The following is a 21094-nucleotide window of genomic DNA, read 5'->3' as shown; positions in this document are numbered from 1 at the left end:
GTTCGTCACGGGCGGCCGCAACCGCGGGGTCGAGCTGGCCCGGGAACCGGGCAGAGCCCCCGGCCGGTCGCACGTGCCGTCACGGCGTCACCGTCTCGTCCAGCAACGCTGCGATATCGCCCAGGTCCGCCACCTCCTGCCTGGCGATCAGCACGATCGCCGCCGCCAGACCGTCGGCCGGCGGGGCGGGGGCCGGCGTCAGCGTGGCGCGCGAGCCGACGAGCTGGAAGACGAGAGGCTGCGAGGGCCGGTCCGCGAAAGTCACGAAGCCCTTGGCGCGCAGGAGCTTTTTCGCCATCGGGTCCAGGGCGGCCTGGAACTTCGCGAGCGAGAGCGGCCGGCGGGCGGTCCAGGCGAGGGTTTCGAAGCTGGTCGGCGAGCTCGGGCGAGGCGGCGCGGGCGTTCGCAGCTCGCCCGGGCCATGGCCGAACATCAGCTCCATCGGCAGGTCGCCCTCGAGCACGAAGACAGGCTTGGCCGGGAAGCGCTGTTCGAGCCGCGAGGCGAGCTGGTCCGCCGCCGGGCGGCCGATCAGATCGGCCTTCGTGACGAGCAGCACATCGGCCGACCGCGCCTGGGAGAGCCAGAGCGGATCGTGCCACAGCTCCGGCTCCTCGGAGGTTCGCAGGCCGTCCACCAGAGTCAGCACCGTTTCCAGCGCCGCTGCCCTGAAGATCACTGGATCGAGAAGGCTGCGGATGATCTCCGCCGGATCCGAGATGCCGCTGGTCTCGATCACGATGGCATTCGGGGCGGGCGCGCGCCTCACCACCGAGGCGAGAGTCCGCAGGAGGTCGCCCTGGAGCGAGCAGCAGATGCAGCCGTTCTTCAGGCTGACGAGGCCGTCGCTGGAGGATTGCAGCAAGGCGGCATCGATGTCGATGGCTCCGAAATCGTTGACGATCGCGGCGATGCGCTTGCCCAGCGCCTCCTGGAGCAGCCGGTTGACGAGGGTGGTCTTCCCGGCGCCCAGATGGCCGGAGATCAGCAGGATGGGGATCGCCGTCACGGCGTCGGGCGCCGGATGGGGCGACCCGGCCGGGCGTTCCTGACGAGGTCTCCGTCGGCGATGACCGCCTCGCCGCCGACCAGCAGATGCCGCACGCCCTCGGAGGGCGCGTTCATGCGCGTGAAGTCCGCCCGGTCCGTCAGGGCAGCGAAGTCGAATGCGACGATGTCGGCATCGCAGCCGATCTGGAGGCGGCCCTTCCTCCGCATGGCCGGCGTGCAGCCCTCGAGCAGCCGTGCCGGGAGCAGCGAGCATTTGGCGAGGCCCTCGAGCAGGCTGATGGCCTGCCGCTCGCGGACCCATTCCTTCAGGAACTTCGTGAAGGTCCCCGACGAGCGCGGATGCGAGACGGCGTCCTCGGGGAGGGGCCAGGCATCGCCGATATAGGTCGAGCCGTTCGGCAGGGTCCAGGGCATGGCGTCCGACGCGATGATGCCGCCGGGAAACATGACCGAGACGTCGAGCAGGTTCCTGTGCCGGTCATTGGCGGCGACGTCGAGGAAATGGATGAGCACCAGCGCCCCGGCATTCTCCTGCTGGGCACGCAGGAGCTCGTCGCGGTCACGGAAGCGGTGACGCGAGGCGACGACCTCGATCGCGCCGTAATCCGTGCCGAAGCGTGTCGGGAACGCCGGGTCGCTGAAGAAGTCGGCGCTGATCACGGTCGAGCCGGTGCCGTAGGGATAGGCCTCGACCGTGACCTTGAGGCCCTGAGCCTGGGCGTTGCGCACGAGCTCCGCCGCCCGCTCCACGTCGAGCAGGCTCGTGCTGTTGAAATGGCAGATATGCATGTGGGCTCCGGTGGAGCCGGCCAGCCCGATCAGCCGCGTATAACCCTCGATCGAGCTCAGCGGATCGACGTTCGACATGAAGGCGATGTGGGTGAAGGTCGGCGTGCCGAAGCCGGCGGCCAGGCTGCAGAGTTCGGAGAGCTCCTTGATGCCGGTTCCCGGCGCGTAGGCATTGGGAAAGCCGATGCCGAGCGCGCCCTGCTCGAGGCCGGTCCGGACGCGTTCGACGATCTCGGCCGTCTCGGCCGGGTCGGCGGCATCGGTGACCCAGCGCCGGTCGCGCATGGCGAGGCCCATGCCCTCGATCGTCGGCTGCGTCTGCTGCGAGGTCATCGCGGCGATCCGGCCGAAGACCCAGCCCGCGGAGGCCCCATAGTTCAGGACCCGGCCGGCATTGGCCTGTTCCTCGTACCAGCGGGCCACCGGGAGGACGCCGATCTCCAGCTCCAGCGAGGTGGTGACGCCGTCGAAGGCCTGCATCCGGTCGGCCGGGATCGATTGGCCATGCCCGTGCAGGTCGACGAAGCCGGCGGTGACGACGAGGCCGTCGGCGTCCACCGTCCGTCCGGCCGGCTCTGGGAGGGCTCCGATCGCGACGATCGTTCCGTCCTTCACGGCGACGTCGGCGATCGCGTCGAAGGCGGTCTCGGGATCGATGACGCGCCCGCCTCGGATCATCAGGTCGAACATCCACAATCCTTCCGTTTCGCGCCGAGGGTGACAAGAAGCGCGGCGGGTTCAAAGCTCTTTCGTCGGGCCGACTCCGCCGGGGCTCGCATGAAGCACCCGACTCACCGCACGGGGGAAAGTACGCTTCCGTACCAAAGCGGGGCGGCGCCGCGAACCTTCCTGCCTGCAACGGGTAGTCCCAGCGGGCGCGGGAGGATCTGCGATGAACGCGACGATCAGAAGCCAGGACGACTACGAAGCCGCGCTGGCGCGCATCCGGGAACTGCGAACCAGCCCGGCGACCGTTTCGGAGACCAGCGAGCTGAAGCAGTTGCTGGACGCCGCCGACGAATGGGATCGCACCTCCGGCGGCGAAGCGGCGGGCGAGCGCGACGACATGGAGGCGTTGTCGGTGCAGACCAGCGCGAGCTTCGCGCTGAAGATGGCGGGCCGCTTCCCGCGGCGCGACTGGGTGGCCGACATCGCCGATCTCCTCGGCAAGGATCGCGACTATGTCGAATGGCATCTCCAGCACGACACCATGCCTCCGCAGGACCTGCTGACGGCGGCCACCCGCCTGATCGCCGGCGAACGGCCCGCGAGGCGCGCGGCCGCCGAGCAGGGGCACGAAGCCCCTTCGCCGATTCCGGAGCGGGCTCCACCCCTCCCGGAGCCCGATCGTCCGGGGGAAGCCGACGAGGGGCGAGTGACGTCGCGCCTGCGCTCGGTGGCGAACATCCTCGTCTCGGGCACGGCGGTCAGCCTCGCGACCAGCGCGGTCCTCTCGGTCCTGGCCAGGCTGGAGGGGCGATCGGCGGTGCAGCCGGTGAACTCCACCAGCCATTGGTACTGGGGCGAGGCGGCGGGGCGCTCGCGGCGGCTCGATGCCCCGCACACGATCGTCGGCTTCGCGACGCATCACGGCGCCTCGCTGTTCTGGGCCTGTGCCTACGAGCTGCTGCGCCGGCATCCGGGACGGCGGGCCGCCTTCGGCGACGCTGTCGCCGTCTCCACGCTGGCGGCGGTGGTCGATTATGCGGTCGTGCCGAAACGGCTGACGCCGGGCTGGGAGAAGGTCGTCAGCCCGGCCGCGATCGGCGCCGCCTATGCCGCGATGGCGCTCGCGCTCGCGCTCTCTCCGCGCGTCGGTGGCCGCGGCCGGTCCTGACCGACGGGACCGGCCGGGTGCGGCGCGATCCGGAGCCTCATCCGAAGACGGACAGGCTGGGCCTCGCGATCATCAGCCAGAGAATGACGAGGATGGCGCCGAAGGCGGGGAAGCCGAAGGCGAACCAGATCCGGAACAGGCGATGATAGGCGGCGGGGAGGGTGCCGCCGACGGCATCGGCCGCCTCCGCGAGATCGCGCATTCGCATCTGGAAGATCACCACCGGCAGCCAGAAGACGCCGATCACCAGATAGAGGACGATCGAAAGGACGATCCAGCCCTCGGTCAGCGGGTATCCGACCTCGCGCGCGAGCCATATCCCCGAGATCGGCTGGACGACGACGGCCGTGGCGGTGAAGAGAAAATCGGCCGTGACGACGATCCGGGCGACGCCGGCGATCTTCGTCACGTTCCCGGTCCGATGCGCCATCAGCATGAAGAAGGCGATCCCGGCGCCGGTCCCGATCAGCACGACGGCGCCGAGAAGATGGACGAATTTGAGGACGAAATAGGTCATCAGCGATCCTCCAGCGTCGCCAGCGCGACCAGAAGCAGCGCCACGACCGGCGCGATCTTGAGCAGCGGCGCCAGCGGGTCGAGCCAGAGCGAGGGCGTGAACAGCGTCCCCGCCGCAGCGTAGAGCAGCGAGACCACGATGCCCGCGACCAGGGCGGGGCGGGCAGTTCGTCGCAAGGCGATGCCGATGCCGATGAGCAGATCGGCGATGCCTCCGGCGACGATCACGACGGGAATGACGGCGTCGCTCAGCCCGGGCGCCAGCAGCGCCCGTCCTCTCTCGTAGCCGGGTCCGAGCGAGGCGATGCCGGAGCCGATCCAGAAGAGCGCGAGGCTGGCGATGACGAGGGGCTTCAGAAGATAGAGGCGGGCGAACCAGATCTCCTGCACCGAAGCCGGGCGCCGCGCGAGGACCTCCGTCGGCGGTTTCGGCGCAATGCCGCTCAGGCGGCGCCATTCCGAGGGGTCGCCGACGGCGCCGCGCGCGATTTCGCGCTGCGCCGTGGTGCGGACCGCCGGGCGCCAGCCGAGCCGTGCGGCAAAGTCGCCGAGCCGATACAGGGCACGCGCGAGCCATGCCGGCAGGCGGAGCTCGATGGCGGGAGCCAAGCCGAGCCAGCTGCGGTAACGCCGCACCAGCTCGGTGAAGCTCATCGTCTCCGGGCCGGCCAGTTCGAGCACGACATGGCTGGGGGCACCGGGATCGAGAAAGCGGATCGCCGTCGCCGCGACATCGTCGAGCGTGACCGGCTGAAGCGGCGCGGTGCCTGGCATCACCGGCACGACGGGCAGAGCGGCGAGCCCGCGGATCAGCGCGCTGGCGCCATAGGCGGCGTCGCCGAGCACCACGGACGGGCGGAGAATGACCCAGTCCAGTCCGCTCGCCATCAGCGCCTCGTCGCCGGCGAGCTTCGTGCGTGAAAATTCGGTCGGAGTGGCCCGGTCGACGCCGATCGCCGAGACATGGACGATGCGCCGCACGCCTGCGGCGCGGCAGGCGGCGAAGAGGCTGCGCGGGCCCTGATGATGGGTCTCCTCCAGCCGATCCGCCGGCCCGTTCTGCAGCGCTCCGGCGCAATTCACGACGGCATCGATCCCGGGGAGCAGCCGCGCCCAATCCTCGGTGCGCGATGTCGCCAGATCCAGTCGCACCCAGTCGATGGCGGGAATGCGGCGCGCGGCCCTGCCGATCTCGCGCGCCGCACCGACGACCCGGTGTCCGGCGCCGGCGAGGTCGGCCGCGATCCGGGAGCCGATCAGCCCGGTCGCACCGATGACGAGGAATCGTGCCATTGCTCGGCCACTCCGGGAGCACGGGGGAAGGCTCCGGTCGGACGGGCGCGCTCCGACGAGTCAACGATCCGCGGAGGCAAAGGGATCGCACCGGCCGGAACGGCCGCCCAGAATGTACGCCAGCGTACACGATGCGGCGCGACCGAGCACGCCCATGCGCGGAACCCTCGCCGCGTCGGCTCGTTGCCAGCGAGAGCGGGGACGAGATGGCACATTCTGGCTCGAGGAAAGTCATCTACGCGGCGATCGCCGGCAATCTCCTGATCGCCGCGAGCAAATTCGCCGCCGCAGCCTGGACCGGCAGCTCTGCGATGCTGTCGGAGGGCGTCCATTCGCTGGTCGACACCGGCAACGGCCTGCTCCTGCTCCATGGCCTGCGGCGGGCCGCCCGGCCGCCCGATCTGGCGCATCCGTTCGGCTATGGGCGCGAACTCTATTTCTGGAGCTTCGTCGTCGCGCTGCTGGTGTTCGCCGTGGGCGCCGGCGTCTCGTTCTATGAAGGTGTGTCGCACATCCTCGCGCCGAGGCATGCGAGCGATCTGACCGCGAATTATGTCGTCCTCGGCGTCTCGCTGCTGTTCGAGGGCTATACTTGGCGGATCGCGCTGAAGGAGTTCCGCGCGGCCAAGGGCTCGCTCGGCTATTACGCCGCAGTGCGGCAGAGCAAGGACCCCAGTGTCTTCACCGTGCTGTTCGAGGACACCGCCGCCCTGCTCGGCCTGCTCATCGCCTTCGTCGGCATCACGGCGGCGGCCTATTTCGGCCGCCCGGAGCTCGACGGCGTCGCCTCGCTGCTGATCGGCACGATCCTGGCCCTGACCGCGATCGTCCTGGCGCGCGAGAGCAAGGCGCTGCTCATGGGCGAGGCCGCACTGCCCCATGTCCAGGCGGAGATACTCGCCGCGGCCCGCGGCGAGCCCGATGTCGAGCGCGTCAACGGCCTGACCACGGTCCATCTCGGCCCCGATCAGATCGTGGTCGCGCTGAGCCTCGAATTCAGGGACGACCGCTCGACCGCCGACATCGAGGCCTGCGTCGAGCGGATCGAGCGAACGCTCCGCCAGGGCCGTTCCGATATCGCCTCGGTCTTCGTCAAGCCGCAGACCTCGGCGAGCTGGCGGGCGCGGCGGGCCTCCGCGGCCGTCCAGACGGCGACATGACGGCTCCGGGCGGCGCTCACCGAGCGGCGATGACGCCGACGACGAGCCCGATCGCCGCGGCCCAGCCCAAGGCCCGCAGCGGCCGGGCCCGGACCTCGTCGGCCAGCATGTCCTGGAGGGTTCTCGCGCTCTCGCTCGCCGCCTCGACCATGCGGTCGGTATCGACGCCGAACTCCTTCAGCGTGTCCCGGGATTGACCCCCCTCTTCGGCGAGCGGCCGCATGCCGGCATTCTCCCGCCCGTCGCCCGACATGGCATTCCGCAGTTCGACCATTTCCGCACTCCTCGGCTGGTGTTCCGTTGCCTCTGCTCAGACGATCGCCGCGATCAGGCCTCGGCTCAGGGCCTCGCTCGCGCCGAGATAGTAGTTGAAGCGCGCACGTTCCTGCAGCTCCGCCAGGCTCAGCTGGCTGCCTTGCACCAGCTCCGCGAAGCCGTCGCGCTCCAGGGTCTGCGCCGTTTCCAGTTCTGCCAGCACCTCCCGGACGATCTGGATGTTGGCGCGGATCGGCCCGTTCAATTCGACCGGCCGGGCGATCCGGCGCTCGTGGACCAGCAGGAGCGCGTCGGCCGTCAGAAAGCGATCGGCGACCGGAAACGCGGCCATGATGGTGATGCCGGCCGACATGACCGCCGTCTTGCCGATGAACCTCGTCTGCAATCCCAGCCAGGAGCGGCACAGCCGGATTTCCAGGGCGATGCGGCGCGCGGCATCGGCGTCACCTCCCTGGGTCGTGAGCTCGAGCACGATCGGGCCGCCGCTCTCCTGCGCACGGTCCAGCTGAGCCAAGAAGTCGCGGACGGTGTCATCGGTGATCGCGCCGACAAGCCGGATGTTCGGGTGGGCGACGGCGGGCCTCTCAGGGGTCATGGCGTTCCGCGTCCATCGCGCTCTGGAACGCCAGCGCGGCGCAGAGCAGGCTGGCGGGAACGACGATGTCCTGCTGAAGCAGCCAGGCGACGGAGGCTTCGCTGCGCCCGGAGAGGCGCGCGAGCTCGCGCTGGAACGGCACTCCCGCGAAATCCGTCTCCAGCTGCCGCGCCAGCATCTTGCCGGTCGGGGGATGGCAGGCCGAAAGCCTGTGGCGATAGAGCGGCGTCGGTGTCTGGAGCATCGGTGTGGCTCGCGAGGGGGGCCGAGTGCCCGGCCCGATAACCTGCGCCCGCAGCCGCGGTTGCCGGCCTCGTCCGAACGGTGCGGCCGCGTACCGAAGCCCGCCGCCGGCGCAGCCTCCCGGCAGCAGCAGGGTTGCGCGAGCCCGCAGAGCGGTGGCAGCGTCGGCAGGCCTGCGCCGGATGCGATCCGCTTGCGGCGGGCTGCGGCGAATGGAAGCGACGATGGCCTATCGACACATCATCGGACGGCAGACCCATGTCTTCGAGGATCTGCGCGAGCTGATGGCGAAGGCGACGCCGGCGCGCTCGGGCGACCGGCTGGCCGGGCTCGCCGCCGGCTCGGCCGAGGAGGCCGTCGCGGCGCGCATGGCGCTGGCCGAGCTGCCGCTCTCGACCTTCCTGGCCGAGGCCCTCGTCCCTTACGAGGCCGACGAGGTGACGCGGCTGATCCTCGACAGCCATGACCGGGCGGCTTTCGCGCCGGTCGCCAGCCTCACCGTCGGCGACTTCCGCGACTGGCTGCTGTCGGACGAGGCGACGACCTCCGCGCTGGCGCGGCTGGCCCCCGGGATCACGCCCGAGATGGCGGCGGCGGTCTGCAAGATCATGCGCCTGCAGGACCTGATCGCGGTCGCGCGCAAATGCCGGGTCGTGACCCGCTTCCGCAACACGATCGGCCTGCCGGGGACCATGGCGGTGCGGCTTCAGCCGAACCATCCCTCGGATGATCCACGCGGCATCCTCGCCAGCATGTGCGAGGGGCTGGCGTTCGGCTGCGGCGACGCGGTCATCGGCATCAATCCGGTCTCGGACAATCTCGCCGTCCTCGGCGACCTGCTGAAGCTGCTCGACGAATTGATCACGCGCCTGGAGATCCCGACCCAGGGCTGCGTCCTCACCCACGTCACCTCCTCGATCGAGCTGATCGGGCGCGGCGCGCCGGTCGATCTCGTCTTCCAGTCGGTGGCCGGGACGGAAGCGGCCAACCGCTCCTTCGGCATCGACCTTGCGGTGCTGCGCGAAGGCCATGAGGCGGGCCGTTCGCTGAAGCGCGGCACGCTCGGCGCCAACCTGATGTATTTCGAGACCGGCCAGGGCTCGGCGCTTTCGGCCGAAGCCCATCACGGCGTCGACCAGCAGACGCTGGAGGCGCGGGCCTATGCGGTCTGCCGCGCCTTCGACCCGCTGCTGGTCAACACGGTCGTCGGCTTCATCGGCCCGGAATACCTGTACGACGGCAAGCAGATCACGCGGGCCGGGCTGGAGGATCATTTCTGCGGCAAGCTGATGGGCCTGCCGATGGGATGCGACGTCTGCTACACCAACCATGCCGAGGCCGATCAGGACGATATGGATGCGCTGCTGACGCTGCTCGGCGCGGCCGGCGTGACCTACGTCATGGGCGTGCCGGGGGCCGACGACGTGATGCTGAACTATCAGTCGACCTCCTTCCACGACCAGCTCTACATCCGCGACCTGCTCGGCCTGAAGCGGGCACCGGAGTTCGAGGCGTGGCTCGCGGCCCACGGCCTGACCGAGGCGGACGGGCGATTGGCGGCAAAGCCCGGAGAGGGGCGCCTGCTCGCCTCGCTGGCGGAGCTGGCGGCATGAGCGAGCCCGATCTCTGGCGGCGATTGGCGCAGTCGACGCCGGCGCGCCTTCGCCTCGGCCGCAGCGGCGCGGGCCTGCCGACGCGGGAGACGCTGCGCTTTTCGCTCGCCCATGCGCAGGCGCGCGATGCCGTCCATGCAAGCCTCGACGCGGACGGGCTGGAGCGCGGCCTCGCGGCCCTGGGGCTCGCCACCGTCAGGGTCTCGAGCCGTGCCGCCGGCCGCGATTCCTATCTGCTGCGGCCGGACCTCGGCCGCACGCTCGCCGATGCCGGCCGCGAGAGGCTGACGGGCAGCGGCGCAGGGCCGGTCGATCTCGCCCTGATCGTGGCCGACGGGCTCTCGGCGCGGGCCGTCACGGCGCATGCCGCCAAGGTCGTCGCCGCGCTGCTGCCGCCGGTGCGCCAAGCGGGCTGGCGGATCGGGCCGGTCGCCATCGCCGAGCAGGCGCGCGTCGCGCTCGGCGACGAGATCGGCGCGCTGCTGCAGGCGCGGCTCGCCCTCGTCCTGATCGGCGAGCGGCCGGGCCTGTCCTCGCCCGACAGCCTCGGCCTGTACCTGACCTATGCGCCGCGGCCGGGCCGGAGCGACGGCGAGCGCAACTGCATCTCCAACATCCATGCGGCCGGGCTGAGCCACGACCAGGCGGCGGCCGGCGCGCTCTGGCTGATCCGCGCGGCCTTCGCGCGGCAGATGACCGGCGTCGCGCTCAAGGACGAGAGCGGCGCGACACCGGCCATCGCCGAGCCGGGCCGCGGCTGAAAGGCGCGTTCAGCCCAGGCGGAACAGCGCGAGCGCGCCAGCCGCGATGGCGAGGACGCTGACCGCCCCGACGCGCAGGCCGAGCCCGCCACCGCCCACCCAGGCGGCCATGGCGGTCTTCGCCAGCGTGTTGACCGCCACGGCGAGCATGATGGCCTGCGCCGCGACGGCGGACTCGATCGCCGCGCTCGCCATCCGCGCCATCGAGATCACGAGCGCGTCGACATCCGCGATCCCGGACAGGCCGGCCATGGCGAAGACCCCGGCGTCGCCGAAATGGCGCTGGAGCAGACGCGCCGCCAGCAAGACCGCGGTGATCAGCGCGGTCATCCTGAGGGCGGAGGCGAGTTCGAGCGGATTGGAGATCCGGAGCTCCGGCTGCTGCGATGCACCGCGGCTCTCGAGCAGCAGCGCGGCGGCGCCGGTCGCCAGGGCCGCACCGGCGGAGAGCAACGGCCACTGGATCAGGGGCAGGAGCGACGGATTGAGCGCCGCGGTGATGGCGACCACGCGGACGACCATGATCAGACCGGCCACGACGATGCCGCTCGCAAGCAGGGCGCGCAGTTCCGGCCGGCGATCCGCCATTCCCGCCAGCGTCAGGGTCGTGGCGGTCGAGGAGGCGAGGCCGCCGGCGACGGCAGCCATGAGGACGCCGAGACGATCCCCGAAGACGCGAATGGCGACATAGCCGACGAAGGAGACCGAGGCGAGCATGATCGTCAGCAGCCAGATCACGTAGGGATTGACGACGTCCCAGGGATCAACCGAGCGGTTCGGCAGGATCGGCAGCAAAAGGAAGCTCATGGCGAGCAGCGTCAGGCCCGACCGGATCTCGGCCCAGCTCAGCGAGGCGACCCAGCGGTGCAGCTGGTCGCGCAGCGCCAGCAGCAGAGCCATCGCGACCGCGCCGGCGATCGCGGCCTCGAGGTTGCCGATCACGGCGAGCGTGCCCAGCAGGAAGGTCGCCAGGCCGGCGATCACCGAGGTCGCGCTGAAATTGCGGTCCGCCCGGGCCTCGAGCCAGTGGAAGGCCGAGAACGCCGCGGTGTAGCCGAGGAAAACCAGGCCGACCACGCTTGCGGATTCGAGTTGCTGGGCGATCGCGCCGGTCACGCCGCCGAGCAATCCGGAGAGCGCGAAGGTGCGCAGCCCCGCGGCACGGTGATGGTCCTCTTCGGTGCGGGTGCGCCAGCCGCGCTCCAGGCCGATGAGCAGGCCGATCGCGAGCGAAACCGCCAGGCGGCTCAGAAGGGCGTTCTCGTCCATGGTCAGCCAGCAGGCCTCTCGCCACTCACTATCGCGGGTTCCTGCACGAATTGCGATCGTCTTGTCGAGCGCGGCGCCGAGTGCGGAGCGGCGTCACGCGACGGTGGAGATTGCGAACCGTCCCGCCTCCGCTATGCCAATGATCGCATCGGCCGAAGCGCCGGGGGAGGCAGCGCATGATCATACGCCAGCTCGTCTATCTCGATGCGCTCGCCCGCGAGAAGCACTTCCGCAAGGCGGCGGAGGCCTGCCATGTCTCGCAGCCGACACTCTCGGCCGCGATCGTGCAGCTGGAGGAGGAGCTCGGCGTGATGATCGTCGAGCGCGGCCGGCGATTCCAGGGCCTGACCAAGGAAGGCGAGGTGGTGCTCGCCCATGCCCGGCGCATCCTGGCCGAATCCGACCTCATGAAGGAATCGATCGCGGAGCTGCGCGAAGGCGTCAGCGGCCGTATCCGGCTGGGCGCGATCCCGACCGCGCTGCCGATGATCGCGCACATCACCGCGCCGTTCTCCTCGCGCTACCCGGACGTGTCGCTGACGGTGCTCTCGCTGACCTCCGCCGAGATCCAGCAGCGCATCGACAATTTCGAGCTCGACGTCGGCCTGACCTATCTCGACAACGAGCCGCTCGACCGGGTGATCTCGAAGCCGATCTACCTCGAATCCTATGTGCTGCTGACGCGCGAGGATGGCGAGTTCGGCGCCTATCATTCGATCACCTGGGCCGAGGCGGCCGAGCACAAGCTCTGCCTGCTGACCTCCGACATGCAGAACCGGCGCATCATCGACGGCATCTTCCGCTCGATCGGGCGCTCGCCGCGGCCGGCGATCGAGACCAATTCGATCTTCAATCTCTGCTCGCATGCCGGCATCCAGGGCGTGTCCAGCATCGTCTCGATCCAGCTGCTCGAATTCTTCGGCGTGCCGATCGGCACCAAGGCGCTGCCGCTGATCGAGCCGACGGCGCAGCGCACCATCGGACTGATCGTCGCCGATCGGCAGCCCTTCGCGCCGCTGGCGCGCAACCTCCTGATGATGACCCGCCCGGTCGCCGACGCGGCGCTGCCGCGCCGGCCGATCGTACGATAGCCGGTCTCTATCGCGCCGCGGCGTGCGGTTTTGATGCACCGCAAGATCGCCCGACGATCGATGCTTCGCGGCCGATGTGTGCTATGATGATCCGGCTGTGGCCGCGCGCTGGCCGTTTTTGATAGGTCTTGCCTATCGTACGGTCGGAACAAACGATTTGAACCTGTTCCAAGCTTGCGTCTCAATCTCGCCAAGCGAGAGCCGAAGCGGCCGGGGACGGAGGAGACATGGCGGCATACCCTGCCTGGGACGAGGACGGCGCTCGGCTGATCGTGGCGAGCCTGTCGCACCTCGAAGGCGCGACCTTGCCGATCCTGCACGCGCTGCAGGACGAGTTCGGCTATGTCGATCCGCAGGCCGTGCCGCTGATCGCCGAGACCCTCAACCTGTCGCTGGCCGATGTGCACGGCACGATCTCCTTCTATCACGACTTCCGCACCACCCCGCCGCCGCCCCGCCTGGTCAAGCTCTGCCGTGCCGAAGCCTGCCAGGCCGTCGGCTGCGAGACGCTGGTCGAGGAGCTGGCGCGCGAGCACGGCATCGTGGTCGACGGCCCCGGCAGCGAGGGCCGCGGGGCGGTCGAGAGCGTGTACTGTCTCGGGAACTGCGCGCTCGGCCCGTCGGCGCTGGTCGAGGGAGAACTGCTCGGCCGGGTCGACGCCGACCGGATCGCCGCGCTCTGCGGAGAGCCGCGATGAGCGACGCGATCCGCATCCATGTCCCGATCGACGCCGCCGCCCTCTCGGTCGGCGCGGAGGCGGTCGCGCAGGCGATCCTGAGGGAGGCGCAGGCGCGCGGCGTCGCGATCGAACTCGTCCGCAACGGCACGCGCGGCATGCTCTGGCTGGAGCCGCTGGTCGAGGTCGAGACGCCCGACGGCCGGGTCGGCTATGGCCCCGCCGCAGCGCAGGACGTCGCTTCGCTGTTCGACGCCGGCTTCCAGGCCGGCGGCGCGCATGCGCTGCGGCTCGGCCGGGTCGACGAGCTCGACTGGATGAAGCGCCAGCAGCGCCTGACCTTCGCCCGCGTCGGCCTCACCGACCCGCTCTCGCTCGCCGACTACCGCGCCCATGACGGGCTGAGAGGGTTGGAGCGGGCACTCTCGCTCACCGGCGCCGCGATCGTCGAGGAGGTGACGGCGTCGGGTCTGCGCGGGCGCGGCGGCGCCGGCTTTCCCACCGGGATCAAGTGGAGGACCGTCCACGATGCCAGGGCCGAGCGGAAATACATCGTCTGCAACGCCGACGAGGGCGACAGCGGCACCTTCGCCGACCGGATGCTGATGGAGGGCGACCCCTTCCTGGTGATCGAGGGCATGGCGATCGCCGCGATCGCGGTGGGCGCGACCAAGGGGTACATCTATCTGCGCTCGGAATATCCGCACGCCCACAAGACCCTGCAGCGGGCGATCCTGAGAGCGCATCATGCCGGCATGCTGGGCCCGTCGGTGCTCGGCTCCGGCAGAGCCTTCGAGATCGAGGTCCGGCTCGGCGCCGGCGCCTATATCTGCGGCGAGGAAACCTCGCTGCTGGAGAGCCTGGAGGGCCACCGCGCCGTCGTCAGGGCCAAGCCGCCGATCCCGGCGCTCGCCGGCCTGTTCGGCAAACCGACCATCGTCAACAACGTGCTCTCCTTCGCCGCGGTGCCTTGGATCCTGGCCCATGGCGCCGAGGCCTATGCCGACTACGGCATGGGTCGCTCGCGCGGCACGCTGCCGGTCCAGCTCGGCGGCAATATCAGGCGCGGCGGGCTGATCGAGCTCGCCTTCGGCATTCCGCTGCGCGAGATCATCGAGGAGATGGGCGGCGGCACGCTGTCGGGGCGGCCGATCAGGGCCGTGCAGGTCGGCGGCCCGCTCGGCGCCTATCTGACGGAAAGGCAGCTCGACACCCCGATGGATTACGAGGCGCTCGCCGGCATCCGGGCGATGCTCGGCCATGGCGGCATCGTCGTCTTCGACGACAGCGTCGACATGGCCAGGCAGGCCCGTTTCGCCTTCGAATTCTGCGCCCGGGAGAGCTGTGGCAAGTGCACGCCCTGCCGCATCGGGGCGACGCGCGGCGTCGAACTGGTCGACCGGATCATCGCCGGCGTCGAGCGGCCGAAGAACCTCGCCGTGCTGCGCGATCTCAACAGATTGATGACGGACGCCTCGCTCTGCGCCATGGGCGGCCTCACCCCGATGCCGGTGACGAGCGCGCTCGACCATTTCTTCGAGGATTTCGACCGCCCGAGCCGCCCTGCCCCCTCTCCCCTTGCGGGAGAGGGTTGGGGTGAGGGGTCGCGCGACACTGCCGGCCTTTCAGCTTTGCTAACGCCGACCGGAAACGACAGCGCGACCCCTCATCCGGCCGCTACGCGGCCACCTTCTCCCGCAAGGGGAGAAGGGGAGCCTGTCGCCGAGCGTCGGACATGAGGGGTTCGCCATGAGCCTGATCAAGGAGATCGATTTCGGAACGCCGATCCGGGTCGCCGAAAGCACGGTGACGCTGACCATCGACGGGCACAGCGTCACCGTCCCGGCCGGCACCTCGGTGATGGCGGCGGCGATGAGCCTCGGCACCGCGATCCCGAAGCTCTGCGCCACGGATTCGCTCGAGCCCTTCGGTTCCTGCCGGCTCTGCCTGGTCGAGATCGAGGGCCGGCGCGGCACGCCCGCCTCATGCACGACCCCGGCCGAGGAGGGTATGGTCGTGCGCACGCAGTCGGAGACCCTGTCCTCCCTGCGCAGGGGTGTGATGGAGCTCTACATCTCCGACCACCCGCTCGATTGCCTGACCTGCCCGGCCAATGGCGATTGCGAATTGCAGGACATGGCCGGCGCGGTCGGCCTGCGCGAGGTGCGCTACGGCTATGACGGCGAGAACCATGTCAGGCCGGAGAGCGCCGAAGGCCATGCCAACGAGAACTGGCTGCCCAAGGACACCTCGAACCCCTATTTCACCTACGATCCGAGCAAGTGCATCGTCTGCAATCGCTGCGTGCGCGCCTGCGCCGAGGTGCAGGGCACCTTCGCGCTGACGATCACCGGGCGCGGCTTCGGCTCGCGCGTCGCGGCTGGGCCGAGCGACTTCCTCGGCTCCGAATGCGTCTCCTGCGGCGCCTGCGTCCAGGCCTGCCCGACTGCGACGCTGATCGAGAACACGGTGATCGAGCTCGGCCAGCCCGAGCATTCCAAGGTAACGACCTGCGCCTATTGCGGCGTCGGCTGTTCGTTCAAGGCCGAGATGCAGGGCGACCGGGTCGTACGCATGGTGCCCTGCAAGGACGGCAAGGCGAACGAGGGCCATAGCTGCGTCAAGGGCCGCTTCGCCTGGGGGTATGCCACCCACAGGGACCGGATCACCAGACCGATGATCCGCGAGAAGATCACCGATCCCTGGCGCGAGGTCTCCTGGGAGGAGGCGATCTCCCACGCGGCCGGCGAGTTCAGGCGCATCCAGGCGCAGTACGGCCGCGAGTCGGTCGGCGCCATCACCTCGTCGCGCTGCACCAACGAGGAGGTCTTCCTCATCCAGAAGCTGGTGCGCGCCGCCTTCCGCAACAACAATGTCGATACCTGCGCCCGCGTCTGCCACTCACCGACCGGCTACGGCTTGAAGACCACGCTCGGCACCTCGGCCGGCACGCAGGACTTCAAGTCGGTGGGCAAGGCCGACGTCATCATCGTCATCGGCGCCAACCCGACCGACGGCCATCCGGTCTTCGCCTCCCGGCTGAAGAAGCGCCTGCGCCAGGGCGCGCGGCTGATCGTCGCCGATCCGCGGCGGATCGACCTCGTCAAATCGCCGCATGTCGAGGCCGACTACCATCTGCAGCTGAAGCCCGGCACCAATGTCGCGCTCGTCAACGCGCTCGCCCATGTCGTGGTGACGGAGGGGCTGGTCGCCGAGGATTATGTCCGCGAGCGCTGCGACCTCGCCGACTTCGAGATCTGGGCGCGCTTCGTCGCGCAGGAGCGCAACTCGCCGGAGGCGAGCGAGCAGTTCACCGGCGTGCCTGCCGCCGATGTCCGCGCCGCGGCGCGGCTCTACGCGACCGGCGGCAACGGCGCGATCTATTACGGCCTCGGCGTCACCGAGCACAGCCAGGGCTCGACCACGGTGATGGCGATGGCCAATCTCGCCATGGCGACCGGGAATATCGGCCGCGACGGTGTCGGCATCAATCCGCTGCGCGGGCAGAACAATGTCCAGGGTTCCTGCGACATGGGCTCCTTCCCGCACGAGTTCTCCGGCTATCGCCACGTCTCCGACGATGCGACCCGGCAGGTCTTCGAGATGATCTGGGGCGTGCCGCTCGATTCCGAGCAGGGGCTGCGCATTCCGAACATGATCGACGAGGCGGTCGGCGGCAGCTTCAAGGGGCTCTATGTCCAGGGCGAGGACATCGCCCAGTCCGACCCCAACACCCAGCATGTCACGGCCGGGCTCGCCGCGATGGAATGCGTCGTCATCCAGGACCTGTTCCTGAACGAGACGGCGAAATACGCCCATGTCTTCCTGCCGGGTTCGTCCTTCCTGGAGAAGGACGGCACCTTCACCAATGCCGAGCGCCGCATCAACCGCGTCCGCCAGGTGATGGCGCCGCTCTCCGGCAAATCGGAATGGCAGGTGACGATCGATCTCGCCAGGGCGCTCGGCTACGAGATGGCCTATGGCCATCCGAGCGAGATCATGGACGAGATCGCCAGGCTGACGCCGAGCTTCGCCGGGGTGAGCTACGATAAGCTCGAGGCGCTCGGCTCGGTGCAATGGCCCTGCAACGACCAGGCGCCGAGCGGCACGCCGCTGATGCATGTCGACCGCTTCGTGCGCGGCAAGGGCAGGTTCATGATCACCGAATACGTGCCGACGCAGGAGCGCACTGGCCCGCGCTATCCGCTCATCCTCACCACCGGGCGCATCCTCTCGCAATACAATGTCGGCGCGCAGACCAGGCGGACCGCGAACCAGGCCTGGCATGACGAGGACGTGCTGGAGATCCATCCCTTCGACGCCGAGAGCCGCGGCATCAGGGACGGCGACCTGGTCTCCCTCGCCAGCCGCTCCGGCGACATCTCGCTGCGGGCGGAGATCACCGAGCGGGTGCAGCCCGGCGTGGTCTACACCACCTTCCACCATGCCGAGACCGGCGCCAACGTGATCACCACCGACTATTCCGACTGGGCGACCAGTTGCCCCGAATACAAGGTGACGGCGGTCGAGGTCCGCAGGACGAACTATTATTCCGAATGGCAGGAGCGCAATCGCGAGCAGGACGTCTCGCTGCGCCTGATCGCGGGGCGCTTGCCCGATGCCGCGGAATAGCCCTCCAGCCCAGCCGCCGGCGAGCCACGCGGTCGCCGTCCGGACCATCAGCTTCGGCCCGGCCGACCGCGCCGTCCCAGCGAGCGCCGAGGTCGCGGTCGAGGCGCCGGTCAACATCGTCTACGGTAACCTGCCTTATGCGGTGATGATGGCGACGCCGTCCGATCTCGAGGATTTCGTCGCCGGCTTCAGCCTGACCGAGGGCATCGTCCGCAGCGTCGACGAGATCAGGTCGATCGCGGTGACGCCGCAAGCCGACGGCATCGTCGTTTCGGTCGAGCTGGCGCCCGGCCGCTTCCGCGAGCATCTCGCCCGCCGGCGCAATCTCTCCGGCCGCACCTCCTGCGGGCTCTGCGGCGTCGAGGCGCTCGCCGATCTGCCGAGCGCGCAGGCGCGTGCCGCCGCGGCGCCGCCGATCGCGCCGGAGGCGATCGGCGCCGCGCTCGGGGCGCTGGAACAGCGGCAGCCGCTGCATCGTCTCACCCGCTCGGTCCATGCCGCCGCATGGTGCGACCGCAGGGGCGCGATCCTGGCGGTGCGCGAGGATGTCGGCCGGCACAACGCCCTCGACAAGCTGATCGGCGCGCGTCTGCGCGCCGGCCATGATGCGGGCGAGGGCTTCGTGCTGGTCACCAGCCGGGCCTCCTTCGAGATGGTCGAGAAGGCGGCGATCTTCGGGGCGGGCACGCTGGTCTCGATCTCGGCACCGACCTCGCTCGCGATCGAACGGGCGAACGCGCTCGGCCTCACGCTAGTCTGCGTCGCGCGCGCCGATTCCGCGACCGTCTTCGCCGGGCGTCTCGCCGATACCGTGGAGGCGGGACCACGATGACGCAGGCTGAGGGGGAGCGGGGGCGAGTGCAGGACCATGCCGGCGAGCACCTGGCCAAGCTCGCGCACATGGCCAACCAGATCGGCGACTTCTTCAAGTCCTATCCCGAGGCCGAGGCCGTCGCGGCGATCGCCAATCACATCAACCAGTTCTGGACGAAGCGCATGCGCGAGGAGTTCCGCACGGGCTTCGAAAAGGATGCGTCGGCCCTGTCGCCACTCGTGCGGAAGGCGCGCGCCAAGATAAGGCCCGCGTCAAGCGGGTGAACGGCCACGGCGGCGGCCGGAGCCTCGCGGGTGGCGAGTCCGCGATTCCGGATTGCCGTTGTCGCAAAACTGTCAGACAAGGCGCGGGCATGTCATCCCGCTCCTCGCGGCAGGGCTGACGAAGCCGGAGAAGGGCGCTTCCGATGCTGAGCTGGTTCCAGAAGCTGCTGCCGAAGGAGCAGAAGTTCTTCGCGCTGTTCGAGCGCCACGCCGCGACGCTGAAGGCCGGGGCGGCCGCTCTCGACGGCGTGCTGAGCGGCGCGAGGCCGATCGAGGCGGGCTGCGCCGAGATCTTCACGGAGGAGGACCGGGCCGACGCGATCGCCGGCGAGGTGATGCTCGAGGTCGGCCGGACCTTCATCACGCCCTTCGACCGCGGCGACATCGAGGAGCTGATCGGCTCGATGGACGATGCCATCGATCAGATGCAGAAGACCGCCAAGGCGATCCAGCTGTTCGAAGTGGAGAGCTTCGCCCCGTGCATGCAGGAGCTCGGCCGGGTCATCGTGGCGGCGTCGCTGAAGGTCGGCGAGCTGCTGCCGATGCTGCGCGACATCAAGAAGCATGCGGTCGGCATCGGCGCGCTGGCCAAGGAGATCGGCGCGATCGAGGAGCGCTCGGATCGTCTGTACGATCAGGGCCTGAAAGAGCTGTTCAAGGCGCATCGCGGCGCCGACGCCATGGGTTTCATCGTCGGGGCGGAGATCTACGACCATCTGGAAAAGGTGGTCGACCGTTTCGAGGACGTCGCCAAGCGCGTCAGCCGCATCGTGCTCGAGCATCTTTGAGAAGCGCACCGCCCCGTGGACGCCGCCAGCTTCGCTCCCGCCCTCGTCTTCCTCATCGCCGTCGCGCTGCTGTTCGATTTCCTGAACGGCCTGCACGACGCCGCCAACTCGATCGCGACCATCGTCTCGACCCGGGTGCTGGCGCCGCAATGGGCGGTGTTCTGGGCCGCCTTCTTCAACTTCATCGCCTTCCTGTTCTTCGGGCTGCACGTCGCGCAGACGGTCGGCTCCGGCATCATCCAGGCGACGATCGTCGACGACCGGGTGATCTTCGGCGCGCTCACCGGCGCGATCGTCTGGAACGTGGTGACCTGGATCGCGGGCATCCCGTCGAGCTCCTCGCATGCGCTGATCGGCGGGCTGGTCGGGGCCGGCCTCGCCAAGGTCGGCCTCTCGGCCGTGGTCTGGTCGGGGCTGGGCAAGACCTTCGTCGCGATCTTCATGTCGCCGGCGATCGGCTTCGCGCTGGCGCTCGTGCTGGTGCTGATCGTCTCCTGGAGCTTCCTGCGGGTCGCGCCGATCAAGGTCGATTCGACCTTCCGGATCCTGCAATTCGCCTCGGCCTCGCTCTATTCGCTCGGCCATGGCGCCAATGACGCCCAGAAGACCATGGGCATCATCGCCGTGCTGCTGTTCTCGCACGGCACGATGGGAGCGACCTTCTCCGTGCCGTTCTGGGTGGTGATCTCCTGCCAGGCGGCGATGGCGCTCGGCACGCTCTGCGGCGGCTGGCGCATCGTCCACACCATGGGCTCGAAGATCACCCGGCTCTCGCCGCAGCAGGGCTTCTGCGCCGAGACGGGCGGCGCGATCACGCTCTTCCTCGCGACCTGGCTCGGCGTCCCCGTCTCGACCACCCACACCATCACCGGGGCGATCGTCGGCGTCGGCGCGGCGAGGCGGGTCAATGCCGTGCGCTGGGGCATCGCCCGCGGCATCGTGGTGGCCTGGATCGTCACCATGCCGATGGCCGGGCTGATCTCGGCGCTGGCCTATGCGCTGTCCGGCCTGTTCCTGACGGGGCGCTGAGCCGGTCTTCGCCGCTCCGGGCGTTTCGAACGCCCGCCTCCGCGGCAGCGGGCGGCGCGGCGCCTGATCTTTCGCCATCGCCCTTGCTGACAAGGGCTTTTGGTTGGGTATTGTGGTCTGGAGAGGCGCGGGTTTGTGGGGCGTGCGGGGCTTTGGTCCTGTGTCGGTTCGCTTGGCCTTTGCGTCTGGTGTGGTGAAGGAGCCTGCATGACCTCCCCGATCCTTTCGGTTTCGAAGCTGACGACGTCCTTCCGTGTTGAGGGTCAGTGGCGCTCGGTGGTTCGGGATTTGTCCTTCGACATCAAGCCGCAGGAGACGGTTGCGGTCGTGGGCGAGTCTGGGTCGGGCAAGAGCGTGACGGCGTTGTCGATCATGCGTCTGACGCCGCCCGGGTCGAGCCGGATCGAGGGCTCGAT

21 protein-coding genes are annotated in these 21094 nt (G+C 69.5%); 13 read left to right on the top strand and 8 right to left on the bottom strand.

Annotated features, from left to right (window positions below; translation table 11 throughout):
* Window positions 1–79: 79 nt before the first annotated feature.
* Together CS1GBM4_RS17435 and CS1GBM4_RS17430 are read right to left on the bottom strand one after the other, a co-directional pair.
* The gene (locus tag CS1GBM4_RS17435) at window positions 80–1009 is read right to left on the bottom strand and encodes a GTP-binding protein (protein WP_244607285.1); all 930 of its coding nucleotides are present in this window, start codon (window positions 1007–1009) and stop codon (window positions 80–82) included.
* Complete coding sequence (locus CS1GBM4_RS17430; protein WP_186420010.1) at window positions 1006–2496, bottom strand: amidohydrolase family protein; 1491 nt, start codon at window positions 2494–2496, stop codon at window positions 1006–1008. The genes CS1GBM4_RS17435 and CS1GBM4_RS17430 overlap by 4 nt, the downstream gene beginning before the upstream one ends.
* A gap of 196 nt (window positions 2497–2692) precedes the next feature.
* On the opposite strand from CS1GBM4_RS17430, the gene CS1GBM4_RS24665 reads away from it, so the two are divergent.
* Complete coding sequence (locus tag CS1GBM4_RS24665; RefSeq protein WP_244607284.1) at window positions 2693–3637, top strand: hypothetical protein; 945 nt, start codon at window positions 2693–2695, stop codon at window positions 3635–3637.
* A gap of 37 nt (window positions 3638–3674) precedes the next feature.
* Here the strand turns inward: CS1GBM4_RS24665 and CS1GBM4_RS17420 are convergent, their stop codons facing one another.
* Window positions 3675–4154 carry a DUF2269 domain-containing protein gene (locus tag CS1GBM4_RS17420; protein WP_186420009.1) on the bottom strand — a complete coding sequence of 160 codons (480 nt, stop codon included), beginning with the start codon at window positions 4152–4154 and terminating at the stop codon, window positions 3675–3677.
* A complete protein-coding gene (locus CS1GBM4_RS17415; protein ID WP_186420008.1) occupies window positions 4154–5446 on the bottom strand; it encodes an NAD(P)H-binding protein in 1293 nt (430 codons plus the stop codon). The genes CS1GBM4_RS17420 and CS1GBM4_RS17415 overlap by 1 nt, the downstream gene beginning before the upstream one ends.
* A gap of 206 nt (window positions 5447–5652) precedes the next feature.
* On the opposite strand from CS1GBM4_RS17415, the gene CS1GBM4_RS17410 reads away from it, so the two are divergent.
* Window positions 5653–6606 (top strand): cation diffusion facilitator family transporter, encoded by a 954-nt coding sequence (locus tag CS1GBM4_RS17410; protein ID WP_186420007.1) that lies wholly within the window; start codon window positions 5653–5655, stop codon window positions 6604–6606.
* Between the two features lie 16 nt (window positions 6607–6622).
* Here CS1GBM4_RS17410 and CS1GBM4_RS17405 read toward each other — a convergent pair whose 3' ends face one another.
* From CS1GBM4_RS17405 to CS1GBM4_RS17395, 3 genes are read right to left on the bottom strand one after another with little or no spacing between them, the layout of a single operon-like run.
* On the bottom strand, window positions 6623–6880 hold the full coding sequence (locus tag CS1GBM4_RS17405; RefSeq protein WP_186420006.1) for a hypothetical protein: 258 nt from the start codon (window positions 6878–6880) through the stop codon (window positions 6623–6625).
* Between the two features lie 36 nt (window positions 6881–6916).
* A complete protein-coding gene (locus tag CS1GBM4_RS17400) occupies window positions 6917–7477 on the bottom strand; it encodes an ATP-dependent Clp protease proteolytic subunit (RefSeq protein WP_186420005.1) in 561 nt (186 codons plus the stop codon).
* Window positions 7467–7721: a hypothetical protein gene (locus CS1GBM4_RS17395; RefSeq protein WP_186420004.1), complete on the bottom strand. Its 255-nt coding sequence runs from the start codon at window positions 7719–7721 to the stop codon at window positions 7467–7469. Before CS1GBM4_RS17395 ends, CS1GBM4_RS17400 begins: the two co-directional genes overlap by 11 nt.
* 223 nt (window positions 7722–7944) lie before the next feature.
* Here CS1GBM4_RS17395 and CS1GBM4_RS17390 point away from each other — a divergent pair, with 223 nt between their 5' ends.
* Window positions 7945–9333 (top strand): ethanolamine ammonia-lyase subunit EutB, encoded by a 1389-nt coding sequence (locus CS1GBM4_RS17390; protein ID WP_186420003.1) that lies wholly within the window; start codon window positions 7945–7947, stop codon window positions 9331–9333.
* The gene (gene eutC, locus CS1GBM4_RS17385) at window positions 9330–10094 is read left to right on the top strand and encodes an ethanolamine ammonia-lyase subunit EutC (RefSeq protein ID WP_186420002.1); all 765 of its coding nucleotides are present in this window, start codon (window positions 9330–9332) and stop codon (window positions 10092–10094) included. Before CS1GBM4_RS17390 ends, eutC begins: the two co-directional genes overlap by 4 nt.
* 9 nt (window positions 10095–10103) lie before the next feature.
* Here eutC and CS1GBM4_RS17380 read toward each other — a convergent pair whose 3' ends face one another.
* Window positions 10104–11363: an MgtC/SapB family protein gene (locus CS1GBM4_RS17380; protein WP_186420001.1), complete on the bottom strand. Its 1260-nt coding sequence runs from the start codon at window positions 11361–11363 to the stop codon at window positions 10104–10106.
* A 176-nt stretch (window positions 11364–11539) separates the two neighbouring features.
* On the opposite strand from CS1GBM4_RS17380, the gene CS1GBM4_RS17375 reads away from it, so the two are divergent.
* The 9 genes from CS1GBM4_RS17375 to CS1GBM4_RS17335 form a co-directional block, all read left to right on the top strand.
* A complete protein-coding gene (locus CS1GBM4_RS17375) occupies window positions 11540–12454 on the top strand; it encodes a LysR family transcriptional regulator (protein ID WP_244607283.1) in 915 nt (304 codons plus the stop codon).
* Window positions 12455–12681: 227 nt separating this feature from the next.
* On the top strand, window positions 12682–13152 hold the full coding sequence (locus CS1GBM4_RS17370) for an NAD(P)H-dependent oxidoreductase subunit E (protein WP_186420000.1): 471 nt from the start codon (window positions 12682–12684) through the stop codon (window positions 13150–13152).
* Window positions 13149–14870: an NADH-quinone oxidoreductase subunit NuoF gene (locus CS1GBM4_RS17365; protein WP_186419999.1), complete on the top strand. Its 1722-nt coding sequence runs from the start codon at window positions 13149–13151 to the stop codon at window positions 14868–14870. The genes CS1GBM4_RS17370 and CS1GBM4_RS17365 overlap by 4 nt, the downstream gene beginning before the upstream one ends.
* Window positions 14871–14880: 10 nt before the next feature.
* Entirely contained in the window at window positions 14881–17763 is a 2883-nt protein-coding gene (gene fdhF / locus CS1GBM4_RS17360; protein WP_186419998.1) for a formate dehydrogenase subunit alpha, read from the top strand.
* Window positions 17750–18595 (top strand): formate dehydrogenase accessory sulfurtransferase FdhD, encoded by an 846-nt coding sequence (fdhD, locus tag CS1GBM4_RS17355; RefSeq protein WP_186419997.1) that lies wholly within the window; start codon window positions 17750–17752, stop codon window positions 18593–18595. The genes fdhF and fdhD overlap by 14 nt, the downstream gene beginning before the upstream one ends.
* On the top strand, window positions 18592–18861 hold the full coding sequence (locus CS1GBM4_RS17350) for a formate dehydrogenase subunit delta (protein ID WP_186419996.1): 270 nt from the start codon (window positions 18592–18594) through the stop codon (window positions 18859–18861). The genes fdhD and CS1GBM4_RS17350 overlap by 4 nt, the downstream gene beginning before the upstream one ends.
* 143 nt (window positions 18862–19004) lie before the next feature.
* Window positions 19005–19649: a DUF47 family protein gene (locus CS1GBM4_RS17345; protein WP_186419995.1), complete on the top strand. Its 645-nt coding sequence runs from the start codon at window positions 19005–19007 to the stop codon at window positions 19647–19649.
* A 15-nt stretch (window positions 19650–19664) separates the two neighbouring features.
* Window positions 19665–20678, top strand: a complete 1014-nt coding sequence (locus tag CS1GBM4_RS17340) for an inorganic phosphate transporter (protein ID WP_186419994.1) — start codon at window positions 19665–19667, stop codon at window positions 20676–20678.
* Between the two features lie 207 nt (window positions 20679–20885).
* On the top strand, window positions 20886–21094 hold a 209-nt coding region (locus CS1GBM4_RS17335), incomplete at its 3' end, for an ATP-binding cassette domain-containing protein (RefSeq protein ID WP_186419993.1).

Source organism: Allobosea sp. CS1GBMeth4 (assembly GCF_900185715.1).
Classification (GTDB): domain Bacteria; phylum Pseudomonadota; class Alphaproteobacteria; order Rhizobiales; family Beijerinckiaceae; genus Allobosea.
Note: the sequence above shows the minus strand (reverse complement) of the source record. Positions and strands in the feature narration are given on the sequence as shown.